Source organism: Enterococcus sp. DIV0436a, assembly GCF_051711605.1.
GTDB lineage: Bacteria > Bacillota > Bacilli > Lactobacillales > Enterococcaceae > Enterococcus_B > Enterococcus_B faecium.
The window spans coordinates 2,358,966-2,381,740 of record NZ_JBIONA010000001.1 but is presented as its reverse complement, the minus strand read 5'-3'; the positions used below and the strand labels follow the sequence as shown (position 1 = coordinate 2,381,740).

Sequence of the window (22,775 nt, the reverse complement as noted above, 5' to 3'; positions counted from 1 at the left end):
CTTCCTTATAGGAAATCATTCATAGATTATTCACATTTGCTCGCTATTATATAAGCATACCAACAAACAAAGTTCTTGCAAGAGAACAAACCCTAACACTTTTTTCATTTTTTACTCCTTTCCCGCCGTCTCCCCGGCGGGTCTCCTGTTCTTAACGATAAAAGACAAGAAGGCTTAGCCTTCTTGTTTTTTGTTTTCATGGAATCCCGCTAATCAAATCACCTAGTTAAAGCAACTAGATTGAATGTTTATCATAAGTCTGATATCATGTTTATGAAATGAAAAAAGGAGCGGTTATGATGGAAAAAATGCGTCAGCAATTAATGGAGTGGGGGAAGGAACTAGAAACATTCCGTCTGCCTCACTGGGAAGAACTCCCTGACTTAGAACTTTATATGGACCAAGTCAGAACGTTAGTTGATCGTTATCTTTCACCTGTGATACAAGGAGAAAAGCATCCATTGCTTACCTCTTCTATGGTAAACAATTACGTTAAACTAGGTTTGATACCAGCACCAGTTAAAAAAAGATATAACAAAGAACACGTAGCATTTTTACTTGCAATCACTACGTTGAAACAAGTATTGACTATTCCTGAAATCAAAGAAGGGATATTGTTCCAAGGAAAAACAGTAGGAATTCGTGAAGCCTATAATCTATTTTGCGATGAACAAGAAGCAGCTGTGTGGATGGTCAGCCAATTAGCACAAGGTAAATCTCATCCGCAAAAATTCGACCAGGCAACCCCTGTAGAATATATTGCTGTAAGAGCGGCAACTTTATCGTTTGCAATGAAACTTCTTGCGGAAAAAACGATTGTTCTAGAAACCGAATATTTAAAAGAGGAGAAAACAAATGAAAAACAATAAAATCGCAATTTTAGTAGATTCAGGTACGGATGTGCCAGAAGAATTGATAAAAAAATACGAGATGTATATGATCCCATTGAAAATTATTTATAAAGATCAGGTATATACAGATAAAATTGACATTACCCCTGAAGAGATCTATCAACGTTTGCCAGAGGAAATCCCTGGTACATCTTTGCCGGATGGTGAGTCGATCACAGAAATCTTTGAGCAAATCAAAAAAGACGGTTATGAAAAGGTACTTGCGGTAACAATTTCCAGTGGATTGAGCGGGACATATAATGTGGTTCGTTTAATTGCACAACAGCAAGAAGAATTGGAAGCATATGTACTAGATACGAAAAATATTGGTATTGGTGCAGGTTTTTCTGCGATCCAAGCAGCAAAATGGCTGGAAGAAGGAGTAGAATGGGATCAACTGATCAGTAATCTGAATGAGTTAGTCGAAAGAACAAAAGTTTTCTTTAATGTTGCGACATTGGAATATCTTCAAAAAGGTGGACGGATCGGTTTAGTTGCTTCTATTGTAGGAACCGCTTTAAAGCTTAACCCAATCATCTCATGTAATGAAGAAGGGATTTATTACACAGTAGGAAAAGCTAGGGGACGTAAAAAAAGTTTGGATAAAACGGTTGCTTACGTCAAAGAAAAAATCGGTAATGCAAAGGTCTTCAACTTAGCTGTTGCCCATGGGGATGCGAAAGAAGAAGCAATTGAAATGGAAGCGAGACTTAAAAGAGAGTTCCCACAAGCAAACCAAATCTACTTTGGCCAGATTTCTCCGGCATTAGTAGTCCACACTGGTCCGGGATTATTGGGTGTCGGTGTACAAGTTTTAGAAGGATAAATCAAAAAAAGGAAACACTGAGGTGAAAATCAGTGTTTTCCTTTTTTATTGAAGTTAGAACAAAAAATAATAAAGTATTTTGCACTTTCATTTTAATTTTCTCTTTTGTTTTATAGGCAAAGATGAAACAAAAGCAGAAATACGGTATAATGAGAAGGTATGACAATAATATATAAGAGGTGGCTCTTTATGAAAAAAGTTTTAGTTGTCGATGATGAGAAGCCGATTTCGGATATCGTCAAATTCAATTTAGCCAAAGAAGGCTATGATGTTTATACTGCATATGATGGGGAAGAAGCCTTGGAAAAAGTTGCTGAGGTAGAACCTGATTTGATTTTACTTGATTTGATGCTACCTAAAATGGACGGCTTAGAAGTTGCTCGTGAGGTACGCAAAACTTATGATATGCCGATCATTATGGTAACAGCCAAAGATTCTGAAATTGATAAAGTCCTAGGCTTAGAGTTAGGCGCCGATGATTACGTGACCAAGCCATTTTCCAACCGAGAATTAGTTGCACGTGTCAAAGCAAATCTTCGTCGCGGTGCCACGGCTGCGAAGGAACCAGAAGAGGCAGCACCTGCGGAATTGACGATTGGTGATTTGACGATCCATCCAGAAGCTTACATGGTGACGAAACGAGGAGAAACAATCGAGTTAACACATCGTGAATTCGAACTACTCTTTTACTTGGCGAAGCACCTTGGACAAGTGATGACAAGAGAACATTTATTACAAACGGTTTGGGGTTATGATTATTTTGGAGATGTACGAACAGTGGATGTAACTGTACGTCGTTTGCGTGAAAAGATCGAAGATAATCCAAGCCATCCAAATTATTTAGTGACACGTCGTGGTGTCGGTTACTATTTGCGTAACCCAGAACAGGAGTAATTGGATGAAAAGAAAAGTCCGCTTTTTTCGATCAGTCAATTTTAAGATCGCTATTACCTTTATTCTGATTTTATTGATCTCGATCGAAATTATTGGTGCCTACTTTATACGTGGTTTAGAACGTTCCACGATCAATACATTTATTAAAGATATGAATCAAACGGTGGAATCATTAGCAACAACAATCAGCCCGGAATTGAATCGAAAAGATAATGCAGATGATGAAGAGGTAAATGCGAATATCAAAAGATTTATTGAAAACAGTGCGACTAGCGATATCATCGAAATACGGGTCGTTGACGAAAAAGGGATCATCCGAGGAACAACCGATGTCAATGAACAAAGCGCTGTGGGAAAGAAAAATGATTATGTTGATATCAATGATTTCACGACTAAACGTTATGTTGCTTTAGATAACGACGATAAACGGGTGAATATCAATGTTCAACCGATCCTGTCCCCGACCGGCGATGCCGTTATCGGGGCTCTTTACGTCAAAAGTAATATCGAACAAAAATATTCGGAAATCAATAACACAGCAGTCATTTTCTTTACTGCCTCACTAATTGCGGCATTTATTTCAATGATCGTATCTGTTTTAGTTGCTCGTTCGATTACACAGCCGATCGGTGAAATGAGAGAACAAGCCATTCGAATCGCTAGAGGAGACTACAGTCGGAAAGTCAAAGTGCATGGACAAGATGAACTTGGACAGCTGGCTGATACCTTCAATCAGTTAGCTGAACGTATTGAAGAAGCTCAAGATACAATGGAAGCTGAACGCAATCGTTTGGATAGCGTGCTATCCCATATGACAGACGGCGTCATTGCGACAGATCGCAGGGGTAAAGTCATTACGATCAATGATATGGCTGTTTCCTTGCTAGATATCAAAAACGAGGAAGCAATCGGACAATCGATTTTGACACTTTTAGATATCGAAGAAGAATATACGTTGCGGAAATTATTAGAAGATCCAAACGAAATGGTACTTGACCGTTCAACCAGTACATTGGAAAGTGATCAGATGATCTTGCGAGTAGACTTTTCTATGATCCGTCGCGAATCAGGTTTTATCAGCGGATTAGTAGCTGTCTTGCATGATGTGACAGAACAAGAAAAAACAGAACGGGAACGTCGTGAATTCGTCTCTAATGTTTCCCATGAACTTCGTACACCGTTGACAAGTATGCGTAGTTATATCGAAGCATTGAGCGAAGGTGCGTGGAAAGACGAGGAAGTAGCACCAAATTTTTTGAAGGTAACGCTAGATGAAACAGACCGAATGATTCGAATGATCAATGACCTCTTAAATCTATCTCGCATGGATACAGGTAATACCCAGCTTCAATTAGAATATGTCAATTTCAACGAGTTAGTGAATTTTGTTCTTGACCGGTTTGATATGATGGTGGGAAATCAGGAAAAAAATTATAAGATCCGTCGTGAATTTACGCAAAGAGATCTTTGGGTCGAAGTAGATACAGATAAAATCATCCAAGTAGTCGATAATATCATGAATAACGCGATCAAGTATTCACCAGATGGGGGAACGATTACTTGTCGCTTATTAGAAACGCATAATAACGTGATTTTAAGTATCACCGATCAAGGATTGGGGATTCCTAAAAAAGATCTGAACCGAGTGTTCGAGCGGTTCTATCGAGTAGATAAAGCACGTGCAAGAGCACAAGGTGGGACAGGACTTGGATTAGCTATTTCTAGAGAAGTGATTAAGGCGCATCGAGGCGCTATTTGGGCAGAGAGCAAGGAAGGAAAAGGGTCGACTTTTTATATCTCGCTGCCATATGAACCTTATGAGGAGGAATGGTGGGAATGAGAATCTCTGAAAAAGTCGTTCGTATAGGACTCATTTTGATGGTTGCGTTAAGCATATACTTCTCTTATGCAATCTGGCTGAGCCCAGCAGGAAAAAGTTCAATCAACGTAGATGAGACAAACACTCAAATGATCGAGTCTCAAAGCAATCGAAAAACTTCCGAAGTCTTTCTTCCGCTTCATGTTACATGGCACCATTCGGGAACGATCCAAGAAACCAACAGTGAAAATCTCGTGTACCGATTGCAATTGATCATCGATAAAGCAAGATTTGGAAAGCTTTCTGAAGTAGTTTCAGGAGACAAATCACAGTTTGAACAGGTGAAAAATCTGAACTCTGGTTTTGAGTTGGCCTATAATGCGCCTTTTTTGCTAAGAGAATACAAGGAAGCATTTGATTTAGATTTAGATGTGTCGAACTTGGCAAAAGAAAGCGAAAATATGTATTTTACTAGAATACAATTCGATCAAGGAAATAAAAAAATCCGATTTTTGAATTATTCGAACCATCTCGTATATGAAGCGAATATTTCGTTGAATTGGACAGATATCAATAAAGAATTAACAGCAAACGACACAAAATGGACAGAAATGACAACAGAACCATCGACAATCGACACGCAATATGCTACGAAACATTCGATCAAACTGAAAAAGTATAGTTATATCCTGTCACAGCAACCCTATACACTTTTTAGAAATGCTTTTTTCCAGAAACCAGATAGCGTGAAGAATAATGATGAAAGCAATGAATTGATTTTTTACGGTGGGAATGAAACAATGTCTATCCATTCGGAAACGCAAGTAGTTGATTTTCGTGGAGAGCTGCCAGAGAAAAAAGAAAATGCTAGTGTATTTTCTGAAAGTTTCCCCTATATTAGCAAATTAGGCAGTTCTTTAGGGAACCTCAGATATTTTGACCGCAGTGACAATACGATCGATTATCGGATATTCGTGGAAGGCTTCCCGGTTTTTGGGACAGACAGCAGAGGACAGATTGGTGTGGAAGTTGGCGGTGAAACGAATGGTTCTGTGCAAGTGAATATCCAAACCAGTTTGAATACGATTCAAGTGCCGATACCTTCAGACGAAGAAGTAGAACTTGCAAGTACGAATGAAATCATCCAGCAGTTAAAAGCTAAGGGAGCAGATAGCAACAAGATTGGTTCAGTGATCGTTGGCTATACATGGCAAAATGTCAAAGAAACGAATCGTGTTGTTGATCTCTTACCTGAATGGTATGTGAAATATAAAGATAACTGGTATTCAGCTAACGACCTTCTGGAAAAATTACCTGGATTGGAGGCGAATTAATTGGATTTCAAAAAAATCGAATGGATATTTTTCGTCGCTTTTTTAGGGTTGAATGTGTTTTTATTCAGCAGTTATCATGACGCGGTATACCAAGAAAACAATGTCATTCGCTCTAATCAGACTGAATCAATCCAACAACGTCTGGCTAGCGACGATATCACTTACATGGGGAAGATTTCGTCTGAGAACAAGCAAGGCTATTATCTTAGCGCGGAGCAGACCAATCTTAGCACTTCATTAGCGAATTATCGCAAGGCTGGTAAAAGCGGCTTGCTGGCAAGTGGTGTGTTTTTAGACGGTGATGTTTTGACGAAATCTTTATCCAGTTCAGATGCTGAAAAGAACGTGATCGATCCAGATAAAATTAGTAGTTCCTTGGAAGATTTTTTATCTAACAAAGACAATATTTTATTCGGTAATGATTATGTGTACACGAAAAACTTTTCTCATTTAGAAGAAGAACCACTAGAAATCCAAGCAAGCCAAGAGTATGAAGGCATCCCATTCAATGATGATACAGCAAAAATCGTTCTTTCTTTAGAAAAAAACGATAATGATTATAGCATCACGAAATACATGCAGACGCATTTATCTGATATCGAGCAGCTGCGCGAAAAGACGGAACTGTATACGGAAGAGGAAGCAATCAATACATTGTACATCAATAACAAAATACCAAGAGGATCAAAAATTTTATGGCGTCAACTAGCTTATTCCTGTATTCTGAAAGTCCGGGAAAAAAATGTGTATGTTCCTGTTTGGCATGTAGCGATCGAAACAAGCGATAAAGTGGTCCAAATCGAGAGCGTCAACGCTTTCAGCAATACGATCGTGACAAACAATACTGTACCAAAAGTGGAAGATCAATAAAAAAGCGAGTATAATGAAAAAAGTTTACAAAGTAAGAAGGGAAGTAGGAGTCAAATGGCTGAAGAAAAACCAGCTTTTAAAATCAGTATCCTAGCAAGTGGAAGTTCGGGTAATTCACTTTATATCGAAAGTGAAAAAAAACGGCTTTTGGTCGATGCAGGACTTAGCGGTAAAAAAATCACTTCCTTGATGGCTCAAATTGATCGGACACCGGACCAATTAGATGGAATACTTGTGACGCATGAACATCGAGATCATATACATGGCGTGGGTGTCTTGGCTCGTAAGTATCATTTGGATGTTTTTGCCAATCAGCAGACTTGGGAAGCGATGGAACCACTGATTGGAAATGTACCAGTGGAACAAAAACATCTATTTGAGATGGGGAAAGTCAGAACATTCGGCGATATCGATATTGAGAGTTTCGGCGTCTCCCATGACGCAGCGGCTCCGCAATTTTATCGTTTCCATAAAGAAAATCGGTCATTCGTCATGTTGACGGACACCGGATATTGCAGTGATTATATGCGAGGTGTCATTGAAAATGCCGATGGTTATTTGATGGAAAGTAATCATGATCTTGAGATGTTACGCATGGGACCTTATCCGTGGAATTTAAAACAGCGTATTTTAGGAGATAGAGGACATCTTTCCAACGAAGACGGTGCACTTGTCATGACTGATGTGATCGGTAATCGGACCAAACGAATCTATCTTGGCCATCTTAGCAAGGAAAACAATATGAAAGAACTTGCTCATTTAACAATGGAAAATGTTTTGAAAGAAAAAGATTTTGGCGTTGGACATGATTTTGAAATCTATGATACAGATCCAGGTGAAGCAACTGAGCTATTTTCGATTTAAACAGTTCAATCAATAAAAATATAAAAAGCAGAAGATAAAATCAATCAGGGTTGGTTTTATCTTCTATTTTTATTTTTTTAGCATATTAAAAAAATAACCGTATTATCGACTGACTACACTGATGTGTTGCTTTTCATGTTTCTCATCCAGTATCTCATCTACTAATGCAATCGCGTAATCTGCCATGCTGATCGTACTGTCGCCAGCAGCGTTTCTTTGTAAATAATCATCACTTAACAAATAAGTACCTGTACGTTTGCCATGTGGATCAAATAAAGAAGCTGGACTGATATAAGTCCAATGTAGATTTTTAGATTGTTTCAATTTTAACAATCCTTCGTACATATTGAAAGCTGTTGGATAGAAGGGTGCATTTTTAGGTACTTGGTCAATCATACGAGTCGTCTTTTCTGTATCTAAGAATAACGAAGAGGCACCCCCAACGACAATTAAGCGTGTATCGGTTCCTTCAAGCATCTCAATCAAATGGGACAAAGAAGTTTGATGCATTTCTTCTTTTCCTTTGGGAGCGTTGAAAGCATCAACGACAACATCAAAAGATGCAAGATCAGTAGTTGTCAACTCAAATAAATCCTTTTGTATAAACGGAACATCTGATGGCAATTTTTCTGGATGACGCACGATTGCCGTCACGTCTAAATCTCTGGACAATGCTTCGTCTAAAATAAATGAACCTGCATGACCAGTAGCTCCAATGAGTGCAATTTTCATAAAAAACCTCCTTTTTTATTCCTGTCCATTGTAAGCAGTTGCTGAATATTCGTCAAAGAATCCGATTTTTGAAAAGCTCAGTGCGCATTCCTTTCATGGTTCGTGATCATTGGGTATAGTTAAATTAAGAAAACTGATTGATAAAAATAGAAGTTGAAGGAGATAAGAAATGAAAGAGTGGTTAGATCGTGCCTTTTTACCAATGATAACATCTGTTGTGAATCTTAGACCCTTAACTGCTTTGCGTAATGGAATGACTTACACGATCCCAATAATTATTGTTGGCTCGCTGTTTTTCTTATTTGCTCATTTTCCTGTGGATTACATCGCTCAGTGGATAGACAAAGCAGGATTTTCTATGTATTTTACACAAGTATACCAGGCTACATTTGATGTGATAGCCTTTTGGATCGTTTTTGCCATTGCATACGCTTATGCAAAAGAAGAAGATATCGATCGCTTACCAGTCGGCATAACAGCCTTATCTGCTTATCTACTGCTTATTCAGCCACTAAATACTCAGATAGATACTGTCTGGACAGGTGCTGAAGGGATACTAGGAGCAGTTACAACTGGGCTCATCATCGGATGGGGCTATGCACGTTTAGTAAGACTTGCGAAAGGGTGGAAGCAAAGAGAGAAGATACCTGAAAATGTTTGGCAGTCTTTTACTTCATTGATTCCAATCATTGTTATAGTCACTTTTACGCTTATCGGTTCAGCGGTTTTTCAACAGTTGTTCAGAATGACTGTTGTTCAAGGAATATGGACATATGTCCAGCTTCCCATTCAATCGTTCATAGACACGTTGTTTGGTGTGCTTTTATTAGGTTTTTTTGTTCCGTTTTTATGGTTATTTGGTCTTCATGGATCTGCGATGGTCAATGGGTTGGTTAGTCCCATCTTGCAAGCGAATTCATTAGCAAATGCAGAAATCTTAGCCTCAGGACAAGAGTTGACGGTGGCAAATGGCGGACATATCGTTACTCAGCAATTTCTCGATCAGTTCATGACGGTTACGGGTGCTGGGTTGACGTTAGGGGCTGTATTTTTTATGACGGTTTTTGCGAAATCGAAGAAATACAGAGAATTAGGAAATATTGCTCTTTTACCAGCCTTTTTCAACATCAATGAATCGATTATTTTTTCCACACCGATCGTGATGAACCCGATGATGGCTGTTCCTTTTATTTTCGCACCGGTCGTTTCAGGATTGATTACCTATTCCGCTTTATATTTTGGATTCGTTCCTTTATTTACAGCAGTCCAAGTCCCTTGGACAACACCGCCGATCCTCTCGGGTTTTTTAGTAGGCGGAGTGCCTGCAGCGATTTTACAAGGTATCGTGTTGTCAATTAGTTTTTTCATTTATTTCCCATTTTTGAAAAAAATAGATTCTGCAAACTGCAAAAAGGAAAGACAGACAAAAAATGATGGAGCAGCAGAAAAGATGAACGACTAAAAAACAAAAATACTCCTGTCGCTTTAGATTGGGAAAATCACCAATCTAGGATGACAGGAGTATTTATAGTCATGTTTATACTAGCCCTTTTTGGACAGCTAATTGAACAAGAACAACTAATGTGTTCATTCCTACGTGTGTGATCATCGATGTCCAGATCCGACCAGTTGCTTTGTACTCTAGGCTGAAGAAGAAACCTAGGAAAAAGTAGATTAGCAGATGACCATCATTATGAGCAAACGCAAACAGCAAAGAGCTGATCACTGCTCCGACCCAAAAATTTGAATATCGACTGATGATCCCCAGTATACTGCGGCGGAATACGAACTCTTCCATGATGGGTCCAGCGACAGTTGTCGCCAAAATAAAAGCGGGTGCTTCCATGATCATCTGGATGATATTTTGTGTATTCTCGGAAGGGGTTGCTTCGCCAAACAATACAGATTCTAACATGACAGCGATGCTTTGCAGAATCAATGCGACAAAGATTCCAACTAATCCATAAATAACAATCTTTGGAGCAGAAGCTTTTTTTACCGCTGATTCGATCGCTAAGGGTTCACGTTGCTTAAAATAAAAAATAGCTAGGACAACGGCGCCTAGTATATACATGACTGCAGTTGCTGTGATCAATTCAGACGTAGATTTTACAAGTCCTATCGAAGCTAGGATCAAGGGTGAGATAAAAATTAAACCATAGCAAAAAATGCTGAGGAAGCTATATTTTTTTAAAGACATGTAATTCCTCCTTTTAAGGGATAACAAGCATGCAAGGCAAGCTTATATCGATTGATTTCAATTATATCATAATTTCAATAAGCAGCTGTCAGAATAAAATTTCTTTTCTTTGATTTAAAAGCTTGCAAAAAAGAGGGAGAATGAGTATTATTAAAAATGTAGGTTAGCACTCGAAGGTTAAGAGTGCTAACAGATTAAAAAAAGAGTTATCGGAGGGATTTATCGTGTTAAAACCATTAGGTGATCGCGTCATTATCGAAGTCGCAAAAGAAGAAGAAAAAACTGTCGGAGGAATCGTTTTAGCTTCTGCTGCTAAAGAGAAACCCCAAACTGGGACAGTTGTTGCAGTCGGTGAAGGCCGTTTGTTAGAAAACGGTGAAAAAGTTCCTGCCGCTGTAAAAGCAGGCGACCAAGTTATGTTCGAAAAATACGCCGGTACAGAAGTAAAATACGAAGGAAAAGAATATCTGATCGTCGCAGGAAAAGATATCATGGCGATTGTTGAGTAAATTTTGAAGATAAAAAAATAATCAAAAATAATCAATGAGGTGAATCAATCATGGCAAAAGAATTGAAATTTGCAGAAGACGCACGCGCAGCTATGTTACGCGGGGTAGATAAATTAGCAGATACAGTGAAAGTAACATTAGGACCTAAAGGCCGAAATGTCGTACTAGAAAAATCTTACGGCTCTCCATTGATCACAAATGATGGTGTGACGATCGCAAAAGAAATCGAATTAGAAGATCATTTTGAAAACATGGGTGCAAAACTTGTATCAGAAGTAGCATCAAAAACAAATGATATTGCAGGAGACGGTACAACGACAGCAACTGTTCTGACACAAGCAATCGTTCGCGAAGGTTTAAAAAACGTAACTGCAGGTGCTAATCCTCTAGGCATTCGTCGCGGGATCGAATTGGCAACAAAAACAGCAGTCGAAGAATTGCATAATATCTCAACTGTTGTTGATTCAAAAGAAGCCATTGCACAAGTAGCAGCTGTTTCTTCGGGTTCTGATAAAGTTGGACATTTGATTGCTGATGCAATGGAAAAAGTTGGAAACGACGGCGTCATCACAATCGAAGAATCAAAAGGGATCGAAACAGAACTAGATGTTGTAGAAGGTATGCAGTTTGATCGTGGTTACTTATCACAATATATGGTAACAGATAACGACAAAATGGAAGCTGTTCTAGAAAACCCATATATCTTGATCACAGACAAAAAAATCTCTAACATCCAAGATATTCTGCCATTGTTAGAACAAATCTTGCAACAATCACGTCCATTGTTAATTATTGCTGACGATGTAGATGGTGAAGCATTGCCAACTCTTGTATTGAACAAAATCCGTGGAACATTCAACGTAGTAGCTGTAAAAGCTCCTGGTTTCGGCGATCGTCGTAAAGCAATGCTTGAAGATATCGCTATTTTGACAGGTGGTACAGTAATTACTGACGATCTAGGTTTAGAATTGAAAGATGCAACAATCGAAAACTTAGGAAATGCTTCTAAAGTTGTTGTAGATAAAGACAATACAACGATCGTAGAAGGTTCTGGAGAAAAAGAAGCAATCGAAGCTCGTGTGCAATTGATCAAAAACCAAATTGCTGAAACAACTTCTGATTTTGACCGCGAAAAATTACAAGAACGCTTAGCTAAATTAGCAGGTGGTGTAGCTGTTGTTAAAGTTGGTGCAGCTACTGAAACAGAATTGAAAGAATTAAAATTACGCATTGAAGATGCATTGAATGCTACACGTGCCGCAGTAGAAGAAGGAATGGTCTCAGGTGGTGGTACAGCTCTAGTGAACGTTATCAGCAAAGTTTCTGCTGTAGAAGCAGAAGGAGACGTGGCAACAGGTATCAAGATCGTTGTTCGTGCTTTAGAAGAACCAATTCGTCAAATCGCTGAAAACGCTGGTTATGAAGGATCAGTGATTGTTGATAAATTGAAGAACGTGGAACTAGGCACTGGTTTCAATGCTGCTACTGGAGAATGGGTAAACATGGTTGAAGCAGGTATCGTAGACCCAACTAAAGTAACACGTTCTGCCTTGCAAAATGCCGCTTCCGTTTCTGCCTTGTTATTAACGACAGAAGCAGTCGTTGCAGATAAACCAGAACCAGCAGCGCCAGCAGCTCCTGCAATGGATCCATCAATGATGGGCGGTATGATGTAAGAAAAAGCAACTTGCTTATCTACAACTGATCATTAGTGAAAGACAGATAAAAAGAGGCTGGAACAGAAGCGTTTAACTCCAAGAAATAAGAAGAAATTCACGAAAATTGCTTTTCAAATTTTTGTGAATTTCAGCTTATTTCCGAAGGAGTTGCTTCTGCTTCCGCCGTTTATACGTGTTTAGAGCGTGAGACAAAAGTGTTCTTTACTTTTGTCCCACGCTCTTTTTTGTGTGTAATTATAATGAAAATAGTTATTTTTAATAGTTATAATATTTTGTAGTTATTTATTTTATCTATTAAAAGTAAATATCCATTCACTAATAATAAAGATATATTTACAGTATCATTATAATGTATTCAATTTAAAATAAGAGACTTTGGTAATAATGAAAGAGGAATAAAACTTTTCTTTGGCAAAACAAACTCCTTGCTATGAGACGCGTTTCATACACTATACTCAAAGTATCAAAAGGAGGGCTTGCAATGAATACTTATGTAGAGATAACAGATGGCACAACGAACAATTATTTTTATGCGTTTGTCGAGTTCAAGGGATCCGTATTAACGTTGTACAGTTTTCAAGGGTTGAATAGGAATATAGTAAAAGAAATACCAATGAATGAAATCGAAACTTTGACAAAAGATATATATTGGGGCGGGCAGCGGATCAGTTTTTCGCATGAAGGAAAAATGTATCAGTTTTTTGAATGCGGTCCAGCTGTGGTAGACTATTTACAAGAAAATCTTTTTGTATAGGTGGCGAAGCAGTAGTGGCAAACATTCGAGATATCGCAAAGCTCACAGGTTATTCAGTTTCTACTATTTCACGTGTAATCAATGGACATCCATATGTAGATGAGGAAAAAAGGAAAGAAATACTTGCGGTCATGAAAGAAGTCGATTATATCCCTAATGCAAATGCCAGACAGTTAAGTTATGGAAAAACGAAAAGCATTGGAGTGATTCTGCCTTATACCAATCATCCGTATTTTGATCAGTTGATCAGTGGGATCATTGAAGCAGCGTTTGATTATGATTACAAAGTGACACTTTTACCGACGGGCTATCAGAAAGAAAAAGAGCGAAGGTATCTTGAAGAATTTGCAGCTAAAGCTTTCGATGGATTGATCATTACGTCTCGTGCCAATACACTAGATGATTTATTGGCATATCAAAAATATGGACCTCTAGTTTTTTGTGAAGAAATCAAGGGAAAACAGGCAAGCTGTGTCTTTATTGATCGAGAACAATCAATTACAGAAGGTCTTACTTATTTGAAGCAGCAAGGTATAAAGCAATTGGGCATCACGTTGGGGCGAAGTGGCAGGCTAAGTTATAACTCAAAAATCACTTTGCAGCTATGTCATCAACTTTTTCCATCTTTTGATGAATCACTTGTTTTTTGGGATTGTATAGATGCAGAGAAAGGAAAACAAGCAGGCTTCTTTTTTAAAGAGCTTGGAGTTGATGGTGTCTTTACAAATTCGGATATGGTTGCAGCAGGCATCTTGCAAAGCTATCTGCAAGATAAGACACCAGTGGTGATTGGACGCGATAATTTGCTGATCAGCGAGCTTCTTGGTTTCCCAACCATCGACCACCATCTGGAAGCTTGCGGAGAAATGGCATTTCAATTGTTTCTTACAGAAAAAAAGGATAAAGTGAAAATACCTTATACGTTTATTCAACGATGAATATATTTAAAGTAGGATGAAAAAACTTGTGAAAGAATGGAGCAGACACCAAAAGTTAGCATAAAAATCTAACTCGGGTGTCTGCTGTTTTGTTATTAGGTCATTTTACGTGTACTTTTTTGTTGGATCATGTAAAAGATTACGCCTTTTTTTGGATAATTTCATTTAAAGCTTTTGCTGCACCATGACCACTTCGCTCGTCATAATATGCAGTGAACCGTTCATCGGCTTCGTACATCATTCCTAGTCCTTTATGCGCTTTTGGCTGATATTCAGGCCAGCTGTAAGATAACCACTTCTTATGAGCTTGGAAGATACGGTCTGCTAAGCTTTCATCTTCTGGTTCTTTTAAGTAAAGAGTGAGATCAAATAACATCTGCTTTTCAACAGTTTGCATTTCTTCATACGTTTCTTTATCCATATTCATCCATTTTTCATTGGATGCTGTAACCTTTTTTTTCCCGTATTTTTGTCGAATCTCTTGTCCATAGGATTCTTCATTTTCTTTCAACTTTTGTTGTTTAAACCCTTCAAATTTTTCTTTGTCACTCATTTTTCTTCCTCCTTCGTACATATCAAGTGTCTGTTGGACAGTTGTCAAGAGGGTATCGATTTGTGCCCGTTTTTCCAGCAACATTTGCTGATGCTTGATTAAAGCTTTCTGGTGGTCAAAAGATGGATTGTCTAAGACCTCTTGGATATCATCCAACTTGAATGCCATTGTTCGATAAAATAAGATGTGTTGCAGACGATCGACTTCTTTTTTGCCATAAATCCGATAACCTGAAGAATTGATCCTAGCTGGTTTTAGCAGTCCAATCTCATCATAAAAGCGCAAGGTTCTCGGACTGACTCCTGATATCTCTGACATTTTCTTTATTGTGTACTCCATTATTTTTCCTCCTGACAAATGTAAGCATAATCCTTTACGTAACGAGAAGGTCAAGAAAAATTGTATTTTTTTCTCATGAAATTATGTTATACTATTAAGTGATAAAAGGTAAATCCTTTTGTCTTTAAAGGTTCAATTGTAACCGATTCCTTAATGCTAGGAAAGATGGTAACATAACTTAGATTGGATCTAAATCGACTATATAGAAAAGAGGAATGAGATGAAGCTAATCGAAACACCTGTGAATAGTAATTTAAATATTAAGACATTTTATCCTAAAGTAGTGGAATTCTTTTTTGGGAATACAGCTATTAATTATTACAAATTATTTTCGTTAGATCGAACACAACTGCTATTGGTAGACACATATGATAAAAAGCAAGTCGTGATGATCAATACGAAGAAAAAAATCACAAGGCAAGAAATCGACTATGCGATTCATCACGTTTTAAAAATGACACGAGAAGATGTCAAAGTCCATGTAGGAGTGAAACAGGAGCTAGAACGTGCCGGAATACAATTCAAACGTCCAAATAAAGATATTGTAGTGATAGAACAAAAAAATACGAAGGATTCTATTTAATAACGACTAATAATCATCTTTATGGTAACCTGCTCCATATCTAACGTATACAATAAAAAACAAGGCGAGACTGATTGATGTCTCGCCATTTTTGTTTCCATTCTATTGACAGCTGCTTTCTTACTTTTGTTTTTTTAAAAAAACGTGTGATATTTTTTTCGCGAGTTTTTTCAACGCAAGGTATATCTTGTCATAATTCGCCTTTCCAAAAAAATTCAATACATAATAAGTTATATCCGTTTCTTTGGGGATAAGAAGCAAAAAAGGAAAGATGTATTATTTGCTTCAAAAACTTTTGCCATTGATTATGTTGTAGAGACATTTGGTTATATTCGTTCAATCATCGGTATCTTAACGGCTACGATTGTAGTAGGAAAAGCTACTTATTTTATCAAGTAAGAAAAATAGAAAACGCTAATTTCTTCGTGTCTCGGATACATTGAATAAAATAAGTATTCTTTCTCGTTTAGGTTAAATACCAATAAGAAAGGATAGTTTTAGCAGATGAAGTTCATTTTTAGCAAGAAATATCCGTAAAACATGTGCTTTTTCAGAAAAAATGGAAGATTTCTTTTCCTATTAATTTTTTTTGTTATAATGGGTAGGAAATGAAAACTTGCCAAGAGGAGTAATACAAGATGAATAATACTTACCCAGACGACAGTTTGACGCTGCATACGGATCTATATCAAATCAATATGATGCAGACATACTGGGAATTAGGTCGAGCTGATTTACATGCTGTTTTTGAATGTTACTTTCGAGAAATGCCTTTTAACCACGGATACGCGGTTTTTGCAGGATTGGAACGGTTAGTCAATTATTTAGAGAATCTGACGTTCAATGATTCCGATATTGCTTACTTGCGTGGATTAGAAGTCTATCCTGAAGGTTTTTTGGAGTATTTACAAAATTTTGAATTTAAAGCAACAGTTCGTTCTGCTCGTGAAGGAGAACTAGTTTTTGCAAATGAACCATTGATCCAAGTGGAAGGGCCTTTAGCGCACTGCCAATTAGTAGAAACAGCACTGTTGAATATGGTCAATTTCCAAACGTTGATCGCGACAAAAGCAGCTCGTATCAAATCTGTCATCGGAGAAGATCCACTATTGGAATTTGGAACTAGACGGGCACAAGAACTGGATGCAGCAGTCTGGGGAACTAGAGCGGCATATATCGGCGGAGCAGATGCAACAAGCAATGTACGTGCTGGGAAGATATTTGGGATACCAGCTAGCGGGACCCATGCTCATTCGTTAGTCCAATCTTATGGAAATGATTATGAAGCATTTATGGCCTACGCTAAAACCCATAAAGACTGCGTGTTCTTAGTCGACACTTATGATACGTTGAAATCAGGTGTGCCAAGTGCGATTCGCGTGGCGAAAGAATTAGGTGACAAAATCAACTTCCAAGGCGTACGCATCGACAGTGGAGATATGGCCTATATATCTAAGCGTGTTCGGGAACAATTAGATGCAGCCGGATTTACGGAAGCAAAAATCTATGCTTCGAATGACTTGGATGAAGCAACGATTTTGAATTTAAAGATGCAAAAAGCTAAAATTGATGTATGGGGTGTTGGGACAAAATTGATCACAGCCTATGATCAGCCAGCCCTTGGTGCAGTATTCAAGCTAGTATCGATCGAAGATGATGAAGGAAACATGATGGATACGATCAAGTTATCAAGCAATGCAGAAAAAGTAACTACTCCAGGGAAAAAACAAGTGTGGCGCATCACTCGAAATTTTGATGGGAAATCTGAAGGAGACTACGTGACATTATGGGATGAAGACCCTCGAGAAGAAGAAGCTATCTTCATGTTCCATCCAGTGCATACGTTTATCAATAAAACTGTTCGAGACTTTACAGCTCGCCCAGTTTTACAAGATATCTTTATCGAAGGAAAAAGAGTTTACGAATTACCTGCACTAAACGAAATCAAAGAATATACAAAAGAAAATCTAGATTCACTATGGGAAGAGTATAAACGAGACTTGAATCCGCAAAAATACCCAGTCGATCTGTCTACTGAATGCTGGAACCATAAAATGGCTATCATGGAACGAATGAAAAAAAGCGTAGCAGAACTTCATACAGAAGCATAGGAGGAGAATAAATGAGCCTGCAGACAGAAATTATCAATGAATTAGGTGTCAAACCAACAATTGATCCAAAAGAAGAAATACGTAAAAGTATTGACTTTATGAAAGCATATTTGAAAAAATATCCGTTTCTTAAAACTTTTGTACTAGGTATCAGCGGCGGCCAAGATTCTACTTTAGCAGGCCGTTTGGCGCAACTAACGATGGAAGAAATGCGTGAAGAAACAAAAGATGAAAACTATCAATTTATCGCTGTTCGTCTTCCTTATGGTGAACAAGCAGATGAAGAAGATGCAAAAGCTGCTCTTGACTTTATCCAGCCCGATGTTAGTCTGCGAGTAAATATCAAACCAGCTGTTGATGCACAAGTACAAGTATTAAGCGAAGCAGGTGTGGACATCAGCGATTTTAACAAAGGAAATATCAAAGCACGTCAACGTATGATTACGCAATATGCCGTAGCTGGAGAAAGAGCAGGAGCCGTATTAGGGACAGATCATGCTGCAGAAAACATTACTGGATTCTTCACGAAATTTGGTGATGGTGGAGCCGACATTTTGCCATTATTCCGTTTGGACAAACGACAAGGGAAACAATTGCTTCAAGCATTGAATGCACCGGAAAAATTATACACAAAAATTCCGACTGCAGATCTTGAAGATGGGAAACCAATGATTGCAGATGAAGTCGCACTAGGTGTCACATATAATGAAATTGATGATTATCTAGAAGGAAAAGAAGTTCCCGCTCAAGCACAAGAAAAAATCGAAGCATGGTGGAACAAGACACAACATAAACGACATTTGCCAATTTCCGTTTTGGATGATTTCTGGAAATAACAATAAAGCAAAAACAGCCGTCCCTTCATAGGGATTGGCTGTTTTTGTTTTATAAAATAGAAAAGAAAAATATCAGCTGTAGTAAACTTTTAATTTGATATCCTGATCGTAATTACCGAATCCTTTACCAAATAAAGTACAGCCCCCCACATGTTTGGCATCGTCTTTCACTTCGATTCGCAAATGCCAAGTGTCTTGCTCTTTAGGGATGTCGTTGATCGTGATGTTTGACAAGGGTTCTCCATTCATATTCGTCAAGTGTTTGGTAATTCGGATCGTCTTCAGCAAGCCGTATTGATTAAGATTATCTGGATACCAATCAGGCGTATATTTACCGCGGATATCAGCAAAATCTCCAGGGCTCGTCCATGTTCCTAGCTCCACACCATTTAGGCTGAAAGTGATATCTGAAGGCCAATTGTCATTTGAAAAAGGAAATTCAGAAGAAATTTCCACAGAAACTTCCAACATCTCCAATGTATCCTCTGTATTTAAAAAATTAGGTGCCTGATACTCGACAAATCCGCTGGTAAACCAGAGAATGCGGGCATCCATCCTTCGAGGATCCATAAAATAGCGTGGTTCATCCACTTTTCCGATAAAATCATGGATCGTAGCTAAACCGCATGTTGGTTCAATTGCATAATTTGTATAGTGACCAATAGGTATCGATGTTTCTTTCGTATCAAAAGCATTGAATATTTTTTCTGGAAAACTGATATCGATTTTATCGACACGAAGGCTCGAAATTTTTTGTTGTCCTACTTTTTCTGTTTTGATGATGTTTGCTTCCTCTAGCTTTTTCACGTGCATCGTCGTGATAGCACTGCTCACTCCAAGTTCTTTTGCCAAATCTTTGACATTCATCTTCTTTTTGGAAAGTAGCTGGATGATCCTGATCCTTGTTTTACTAGCTAATGCTTCATATACCGGTAAGGATTCTTCGTTTATTTGTAGTTGCATATATATCACCTCTTAAAAGGTTTTTCTTATATATTAACATATTTGTTAATAAAAGTTATATTAAATTATTTGTTTTAATCATTATTAATATTTCGGTTAATTAAAATCGATAAAAAATAAGTAAGTTTAACATTTATATTATTGACAACGCTTTCAACAAGGTGTATTATTCATGTATAAATTAAAGGAGGTCAGTTATGGAAGCCACAATGTTGATTAGTAGTGTCAAGCGTGTAGGCAAAGTTGATCCGCGGTTGTACAGTTCATTTATTGAACATATGGGACGAGCAGTATATGAAGGGATTTATCAGCCAGATCATCCATCAGCTAATAAAAGTGGATTTCGCCAAGACGTCATTCACTTGGTAAAAGAATTGAACATTCCCATGATTAGATATCCTGGTGGAAATTTTGTGTCAGGATTTCGTTGGGAAGACAGTATTGGGCCCATAGCAAATAGACCTAGAAGGTTGGATTTAGCTTGGCGGACAATTGAAACGAATGAAGTTGGGATTCATGAATTTTATAACTGGTGTCAGCATGTGGGGGCCGAAATCAATATGGCTGTCAATCTGGGTACTCGTGGAGTAGATGCAGCTCGTAATTTAGTCGAATATTGTAATTTTCCTAAAGGAACTTATTGGAGTGATTTAAGGCGTTCGAATGGTCAAGAGAGCCCTTTTGGAATTAAGACATGGTGTTTAGGGAATGAAATGGACGGTCCTTGGCAGATTGGACATAAAACAGCGGAAGAATATGGACGGTTAGCAGAGGAAACGGCTAAGGCGATGAAACTCGTAGATGATTCAATTGAGGTGGTTTTATGCGGAAGTTCGAATCGGCAAATGCCTACATTTGGTGACTGGGAGTTAACAGTTCTTGATCAAGCGTACGATCAAATAGATTATTTGTCTCTTCATCAATATTATGGCAACCAAAAAAATGATCTTTCTCATTATCTTGCACGTTCCTTAGACATGGATCGGTTCATTTTTGAAGTGACAGCGATGTGCGATACAGTCAAGGCGAAGAAACATAGTAAGAAGCAGATCAACCTGTCCTTTGATGAATGGAATATTTGGTATCATTCAGCGGAACAAGATGAGCAAGCAGAGCCTTGGCAGATTGCTCCTCCTTTACTAGAAGATAACTATAATTTTGAAGATGCATTACTATTAGGCTGTCTATTAATCACTTTATTGAAACATGCAGATAGAGTAAAGATTGCTTGTCTTGCTCAATTGGTAAACGTTATTGCACCAATCAGGACAGAAACAAACGGAGAAGCTTGGAGACAGACGATCTATTATCCATTTATGCAAGCTGCTGTGTATGGACAAGGAGAGGTGTTAAGCCCACAAATTCGTTCAGCAAACTATGCGACGGAAGATTTTGAAGAAGTGCCGTATTTAGAAAGTATAGCCGTAATAAATGACAAAGAACTTGTCATATTTGCAGTTAACCGTGGAGAAGAAGAAATGAATCTAACTGTTCACTTGTCTGAATTATCAGTAGAGGGAGTGATTGATTTTTCTGAAATGAGTGGATTTGATACAAAAGCAACTAATCTTCCTAAAAGTGAACAAGTAAAACCAAGTCATTCAACAAATGTAAAAGCTGAAGATGGGAAAATCAATTGTTTATTGAAACCGCTATCTTGGAATGTGGTCAGATGTCGTTTATCAGATGAAGGAGGAACAAAAAATGAAAGGTAAAAAATGGTTAATTGGCTCTTTGTTGGTAGCTGCAACAGGTATTTTAGGAGCTTGCGGTGGCGGAAGTTCAGCAGAATCTGATTCTGATAAAGAAGTGACTTTGACTTTTTGGAATGGGTTTACTGCATCTGATGGTGAAATATTGCAAGAAATCGTTAATGAATTTAATAAAACAAATGATAAAAACATCAAAATTGAAATGGATATCATGACTTGGGCCAATTTGAATGAAAAACTTCCTACAGCGATTTCTTCTAAAAAAGCACCTGACTTTATTGCATTAAATTATCCAGATTTTGCACAGTATGTAGAAAACGGAGCGGTACAACCATTAGACGATTTCTGGGAATATGATGGAGTAGATAAATCTGATTTTAAAGAAACGGCTATTGAATTAGGTGAAGTAGAAGGTAAACAGTATTTTGTCCCCATGCAGGTACAAGGAATGTATATGTATTGGAATAATGATTTGTTTAAACAAGCTGGATTAGATACTGAACAACCACCTACTACTTGGGAAGAATTGACAGAAATGGCACCAAAATTAACTGATAGTAGTAAAAATGTATCAGGTTTTGTCTTCAATAAGGATGGAACTGCACCGTTATATAACTGGATGTTAGCAAATGGCGGTAAATTAGTGAACGATGATTATACTAAGTCTGAATTTGCGTCTCCTGAGAACCTTAAAACGTTAAAAGCGATCCAAAAAATGATCCATGTAGACAAGACTGGTCCAGAATCGATTTCTGGCGCCGAAATGGACAATTTAATGAATGCTGGTCAACTAGCCATTGAAATCAATGGGCCATGGTTAAATAACGGATTGAAAGCAAACGAGATTGATTATAATGTGACTACCTTACCACAAGGGAGTGATTCAGACAAAAAAACAGCTATTTTAGATGGCGTAGGATATGCCATTCCGGCAAGTACAGATAATAATAAAAAAGAAGCTGTCTATGAGTTTTTGAAATATTGGAATACAACTGAAATTGGTAAAAAATGGAGTATCGAAAATGGTTTTCCTGCCTACTTGGATTCAGTAGCAAAAGATGAAGAAGTAAAAAATGATCCTATTGTATCTGAATTATCGAAACAAATGGACTATGCAGAGCCATATTTACCAGGTTTTACCCAAATCTCTGCGATCAATAACGATATCATCAATCCACTGATTGAAAAATTATTAGCAGGAGAAGATCCTGAGACACTCATGAACGATGCAGATGATGCCATCAATCAATTACTGCAAAAATAGTACAGAACTTTATACAGGATAGACTGTTGGCAAGATACAGATATCTGAATGATCGACCTAGTATTTGCAGATAGGTGTTATTGCAAAAATCACAGCGATTGTTCG

The 22,775-nt window shown here is 37.9% G+C and carries 21 protein-coding genes; 17 read left to right on the top strand and 4 right to left on the bottom strand.

The features are described 5' to 3' along the window. Positions 1–299 precede the first annotated feature (299 nt). The 7 genes from IGL15_RS11750 to IGL15_RS11720 all read left to right on the top strand — a co-directional run bounded on the left by IGL15_RS11750 (position 300) and on the right by IGL15_RS11720 (position 7,497). The gene (locus IGL15_RS11750) at positions 300–869 is read left to right on the top strand and encodes a DUF1836 domain-containing protein (protein WP_002322652.1); all 570 of its coding nucleotides are present in this window, start codon (positions 300–302) and stop codon (positions 867–869) included. Next, the gene (locus tag IGL15_RS11745; RefSeq protein WP_002294132.1) at positions 856–1,716 is read left to right on the top strand and encodes a DegV family protein; all 861 of its coding nucleotides are present in this window, start codon (positions 856–858) and stop codon (positions 1,714–1,716) included. Before IGL15_RS11750 ends, IGL15_RS11745 begins: the two co-directional genes overlap by 14 nt. 189 nt (positions 1,717–1,905) lie before the next feature. Next, on the top strand, positions 1,906–2,610 hold the full coding sequence (gene yycF / locus IGL15_RS11740) for a response regulator YycF (protein ID WP_002288850.1): 705 nt from the start codon (positions 1,906–1,908) through the stop codon (positions 2,608–2,610). Positions 2,611–2,614: 4 nt separating this feature from the next. Next, positions 2,615–4,450, top strand: a complete 1,836-nt coding sequence (walK, locus tag IGL15_RS11735; protein ID WP_002294131.1) for a cell wall metabolism sensor histidine kinase WalK — start codon at positions 2,615–2,617, stop codon at positions 4,448–4,450. Next, positions 4,447–5,763 (top strand): YycH family regulatory protein, encoded by a 1,317-nt coding sequence (locus IGL15_RS11730; protein WP_002299788.1) that lies wholly within the window; start codon positions 4,447–4,449, stop codon positions 5,761–5,763. The genes walK and IGL15_RS11730 overlap by 4 nt, the downstream gene beginning before the upstream one ends. Further along, on the top strand, positions 5,764–6,633 hold the full coding sequence (locus IGL15_RS11725) for a two-component system regulatory protein YycI (RefSeq protein WP_104765566.1): 870 nt from the start codon (positions 5,764–5,766) through the stop codon (positions 6,631–6,633). A 54-nt stretch (positions 6,634–6,687) separates the two neighbouring features. Continuing rightward, positions 6,688–7,497, top strand: coding sequence for an MBL fold metallo-hydrolase (locus tag IGL15_RS11720; RefSeq protein ID WP_104765567.1), 810 nt, complete (start codon positions 6,688–6,690; stop codon positions 7,495–7,497). A 102-nt stretch (positions 7,498–7,599) separates the two neighbouring features. Here IGL15_RS11720 and IGL15_RS11715 read toward each other — a convergent pair whose 3' ends face one another. Next, positions 7,600–8,229: an NAD(P)-dependent oxidoreductase gene (locus IGL15_RS11715; RefSeq protein ID WP_002288856.1), complete on the bottom strand. Its 630-nt coding sequence runs from the start codon at positions 8,227–8,229 to the stop codon at positions 7,600–7,602. 169 nt (positions 8,230–8,398) lie between these two features. On the opposite strand from IGL15_RS11715, the gene IGL15_RS11710 reads away from it, so the two are divergent. Further along, positions 8,399–9,691 (top strand): PTS sugar transporter subunit IIC, encoded by a 1,293-nt coding sequence (locus tag IGL15_RS11710; RefSeq protein ID WP_002318506.1) that lies wholly within the window; start codon positions 8,399–8,401, stop codon positions 9,689–9,691. A 75-nt stretch (positions 9,692–9,766) separates the two neighbouring features. Here IGL15_RS11710 and IGL15_RS11705 read toward each other — a convergent pair whose 3' ends face one another. Then, positions 9,767–10,429, bottom strand: coding sequence for a CPBP family intramembrane glutamic endopeptidase (locus IGL15_RS11705; RefSeq protein ID WP_002299792.1), 663 nt, complete (start codon positions 10,427–10,429; stop codon positions 9,767–9,769). Between the two features lie 224 nt (positions 10,430–10,653). Between IGL15_RS11705 and groES the strand changes: the two genes are divergently transcribed. The 4 genes from groES to IGL15_RS11685 all read left to right on the top strand — a co-directional run bounded on the left by groES (position 10,654) and on the right by IGL15_RS11685 (position 14,309). Next, on the top strand, positions 10,654–10,938 hold the full coding sequence (gene groES, locus IGL15_RS11700) for a co-chaperone GroES (protein ID WP_002288862.1): 285 nt from the start codon (positions 10,654–10,656) through the stop codon (positions 10,936–10,938). A 50-nt stretch (positions 10,939–10,988) separates the two neighbouring features. Further along, on the top strand, positions 10,989–12,614 hold the full coding sequence (gene groL / locus IGL15_RS11695; RefSeq protein ID WP_104765569.1) for a chaperonin GroEL: 1,626 nt from the start codon (positions 10,989–10,991) through the stop codon (positions 12,612–12,614). Between the two features lie 484 nt (positions 12,615–13,098). After that, positions 13,099–13,371, top strand: coding sequence for a hypothetical protein (locus tag IGL15_RS11690; protein ID WP_002297679.1), 273 nt, complete (start codon positions 13,099–13,101; stop codon positions 13,369–13,371). Positions 13,372–13,385: 14 nt separating this feature from the next. Further along, positions 13,386–14,309 (top strand): LacI family DNA-binding transcriptional regulator, encoded by a 924-nt coding sequence (locus IGL15_RS11685; protein ID WP_002294125.1) that lies wholly within the window; start codon positions 13,386–13,388, stop codon positions 14,307–14,309. 139 nt (positions 14,310–14,448) lie between these two features. On the opposite strand, the gene IGL15_RS11680 is transcribed toward IGL15_RS11685, so the two are convergent. After that, positions 14,449–15,201: a MerR family transcriptional regulator gene (locus tag IGL15_RS11680; protein WP_002294124.1), complete on the bottom strand. Its 753-nt coding sequence runs from the start codon at positions 15,199–15,201 to the stop codon at positions 14,449–14,451. Between the two features lie 220 nt (positions 15,202–15,421). On the opposite strand from IGL15_RS11680, the gene IGL15_RS11675 reads away from it, so the two are divergent. From IGL15_RS11675 to nadE, 3 genes are all read left to right on the top strand, one after another. Then, on the top strand, positions 15,422–15,784 hold the full coding sequence (locus IGL15_RS11675) for a DUF1827 family protein (protein WP_002287305.1): 363 nt from the start codon (positions 15,422–15,424) through the stop codon (positions 15,782–15,784). A gap of 638 nt (positions 15,785–16,422) precedes the next feature. Continuing rightward, positions 16,423–17,895 (top strand): nicotinate phosphoribosyltransferase, encoded by a 1,473-nt coding sequence (locus tag IGL15_RS11670; RefSeq protein WP_002297685.1) that lies wholly within the window; start codon positions 16,423–16,425, stop codon positions 17,893–17,895. 11 nt (positions 17,896–17,906) lie between these two features. Then, complete coding sequence (gene nadE / locus IGL15_RS11665; protein WP_104765431.1) at positions 17,907–18,731, top strand: ammonia-dependent NAD(+) synthetase; 825 nt, start codon at positions 17,907–17,909, stop codon at positions 18,729–18,731. A 72-nt stretch (positions 18,732–18,803) separates the two neighbouring features. On the opposite strand, the gene IGL15_RS11660 is transcribed toward nadE, so the two are convergent. Continuing rightward, positions 18,804–19,694, bottom strand: coding sequence for an ArsR/SmtB family transcription factor (locus tag IGL15_RS11660; RefSeq protein WP_002307176.1), 891 nt, complete (start codon positions 19,692–19,694; stop codon positions 18,804–18,806). A gap of 197 nt (positions 19,695–19,891) precedes the next feature. Here IGL15_RS11660 and arfA point away from each other — a divergent pair, with 197 nt between their 5' ends. Together arfA and IGL15_RS11650 are read left to right on the top strand one after the other, a co-directional pair. Beyond that, positions 19,892–21,409: an arabinosylfuranosidase ArfA gene (arfA, locus tag IGL15_RS11655; protein ID WP_104765432.1), complete on the top strand. Its 1,518-nt coding sequence runs from the start codon at positions 19,892–19,894 to the stop codon at positions 21,407–21,409. Next, positions 21,381–22,670: an ABC transporter substrate-binding protein gene (locus IGL15_RS11650; RefSeq protein ID WP_002321046.1), complete on the top strand. Its 1,290-nt coding sequence runs from the start codon at positions 21,381–21,383 to the stop codon at positions 22,668–22,670. Before arfA ends, IGL15_RS11650 begins: the two co-directional genes overlap by 29 nt. The last annotated feature ends 105 nt before the right edge of the window (positions 22,671–22,775 follow it).

Bases quoted from the DNA above. Each gene is read 5' to 3' on its own strand.
- IGL15_RS11750 (WP_002322652.1), top strand. From the start codon at position 300: ATGGAAAAAATGCGTCAGCAATTAATGGAGTGGGGGAAGGAACTAGAA.
- IGL15_RS11745 (WP_002294132.1), top strand. From the start codon at position 856: ATGAAAAACAATAAAATCGCAATTTTAGTAGATTCAGGTACGGATGTG.
- yycF (WP_002288850.1), top strand. From the start codon at position 1,906: ATGAAAAAAGTTTTAGTTGTCGATGATGAGAAGCCGATTTCGGATATC.
- walK (WP_002294131.1), top strand. From the start codon at position 2,615: ATGAAAAGAAAAGTCCGCTTTTTTCGATCAGTCAATTTTAAGATCGCT.
- IGL15_RS11730 (WP_002299788.1), top strand. From the start codon at position 4,447: ATGAGAATCTCTGAAAAAGTCGTTCGTATAGGACTCATTTTGATGGTT.
- IGL15_RS11720 (WP_104765567.1), top strand. From the start codon at position 6,688: ATGGCTGAAGAAAAACCAGCTTTTAAAATCAGTATCCTAGCAAGTGGA.
- IGL15_RS11715 (WP_002288856.1), bottom strand. From the start codon at position 8,229: ATGAAAATTGCACTCATTGGAGCTACTGGTCATGCAGGTTCATTTATT.
- IGL15_RS11710 (WP_002318506.1), top strand. From the start codon at position 8,399: ATGAAAGAGTGGTTAGATCGTGCCTTTTTACCAATGATAACATCTGTT.
- IGL15_RS11705 (WP_002299792.1), bottom strand. From the start codon at position 10,429: ATGTCTTTAAAAAAATATAGCTTCCTCAGCATTTTTTGCTATGGTTTA.
- groL (WP_104765569.1), top strand. From the start codon at position 10,989: ATGGCAAAAGAATTGAAATTTGCAGAAGACGCACGCGCAGCTATGTTA.
- IGL15_RS11690 (WP_002297679.1), top strand. From the start codon at position 13,099: ATGAATACTTATGTAGAGATAACAGATGGCACAACGAACAATTATTTT.
- IGL15_RS11680 (WP_002294124.1), bottom strand. From the start codon at position 15,201: ATGGAGTACACAATAAAGAAAATGTCAGAGATATCAGGAGTCAGTCCG.
- IGL15_RS11675 (WP_002287305.1), top strand. From the start codon at position 15,422: ATGAAGCTAATCGAAACACCTGTGAATAGTAATTTAAATATTAAGACA.
- IGL15_RS11670 (WP_002297685.1), top strand. From the start codon at position 16,423: ATGAATAATACTTACCCAGACGACAGTTTGACGCTGCATACGGATCTA.
- nadE (WP_104765431.1), top strand. From the start codon at position 17,907: ATGAGCCTGCAGACAGAAATTATCAATGAATTAGGTGTCAAACCAACA.
- IGL15_RS11660 (WP_002307176.1), bottom strand. From the start codon at position 19,694: ATGCAACTACAAATAAACGAAGAATCCTTACCGGTATATGAAGCATTA.
- arfA (WP_104765432.1), top strand. From the start codon at position 19,892: ATGGAAGCCACAATGTTGATTAGTAGTGTCAAGCGTGTAGGCAAAGTT.
- IGL15_RS11650 (WP_002321046.1), top strand. From the start codon at position 21,381: ATGAAGGAGGAACAAAAAATGAAAGGTAAAAAATGGTTAATTGGCTCT.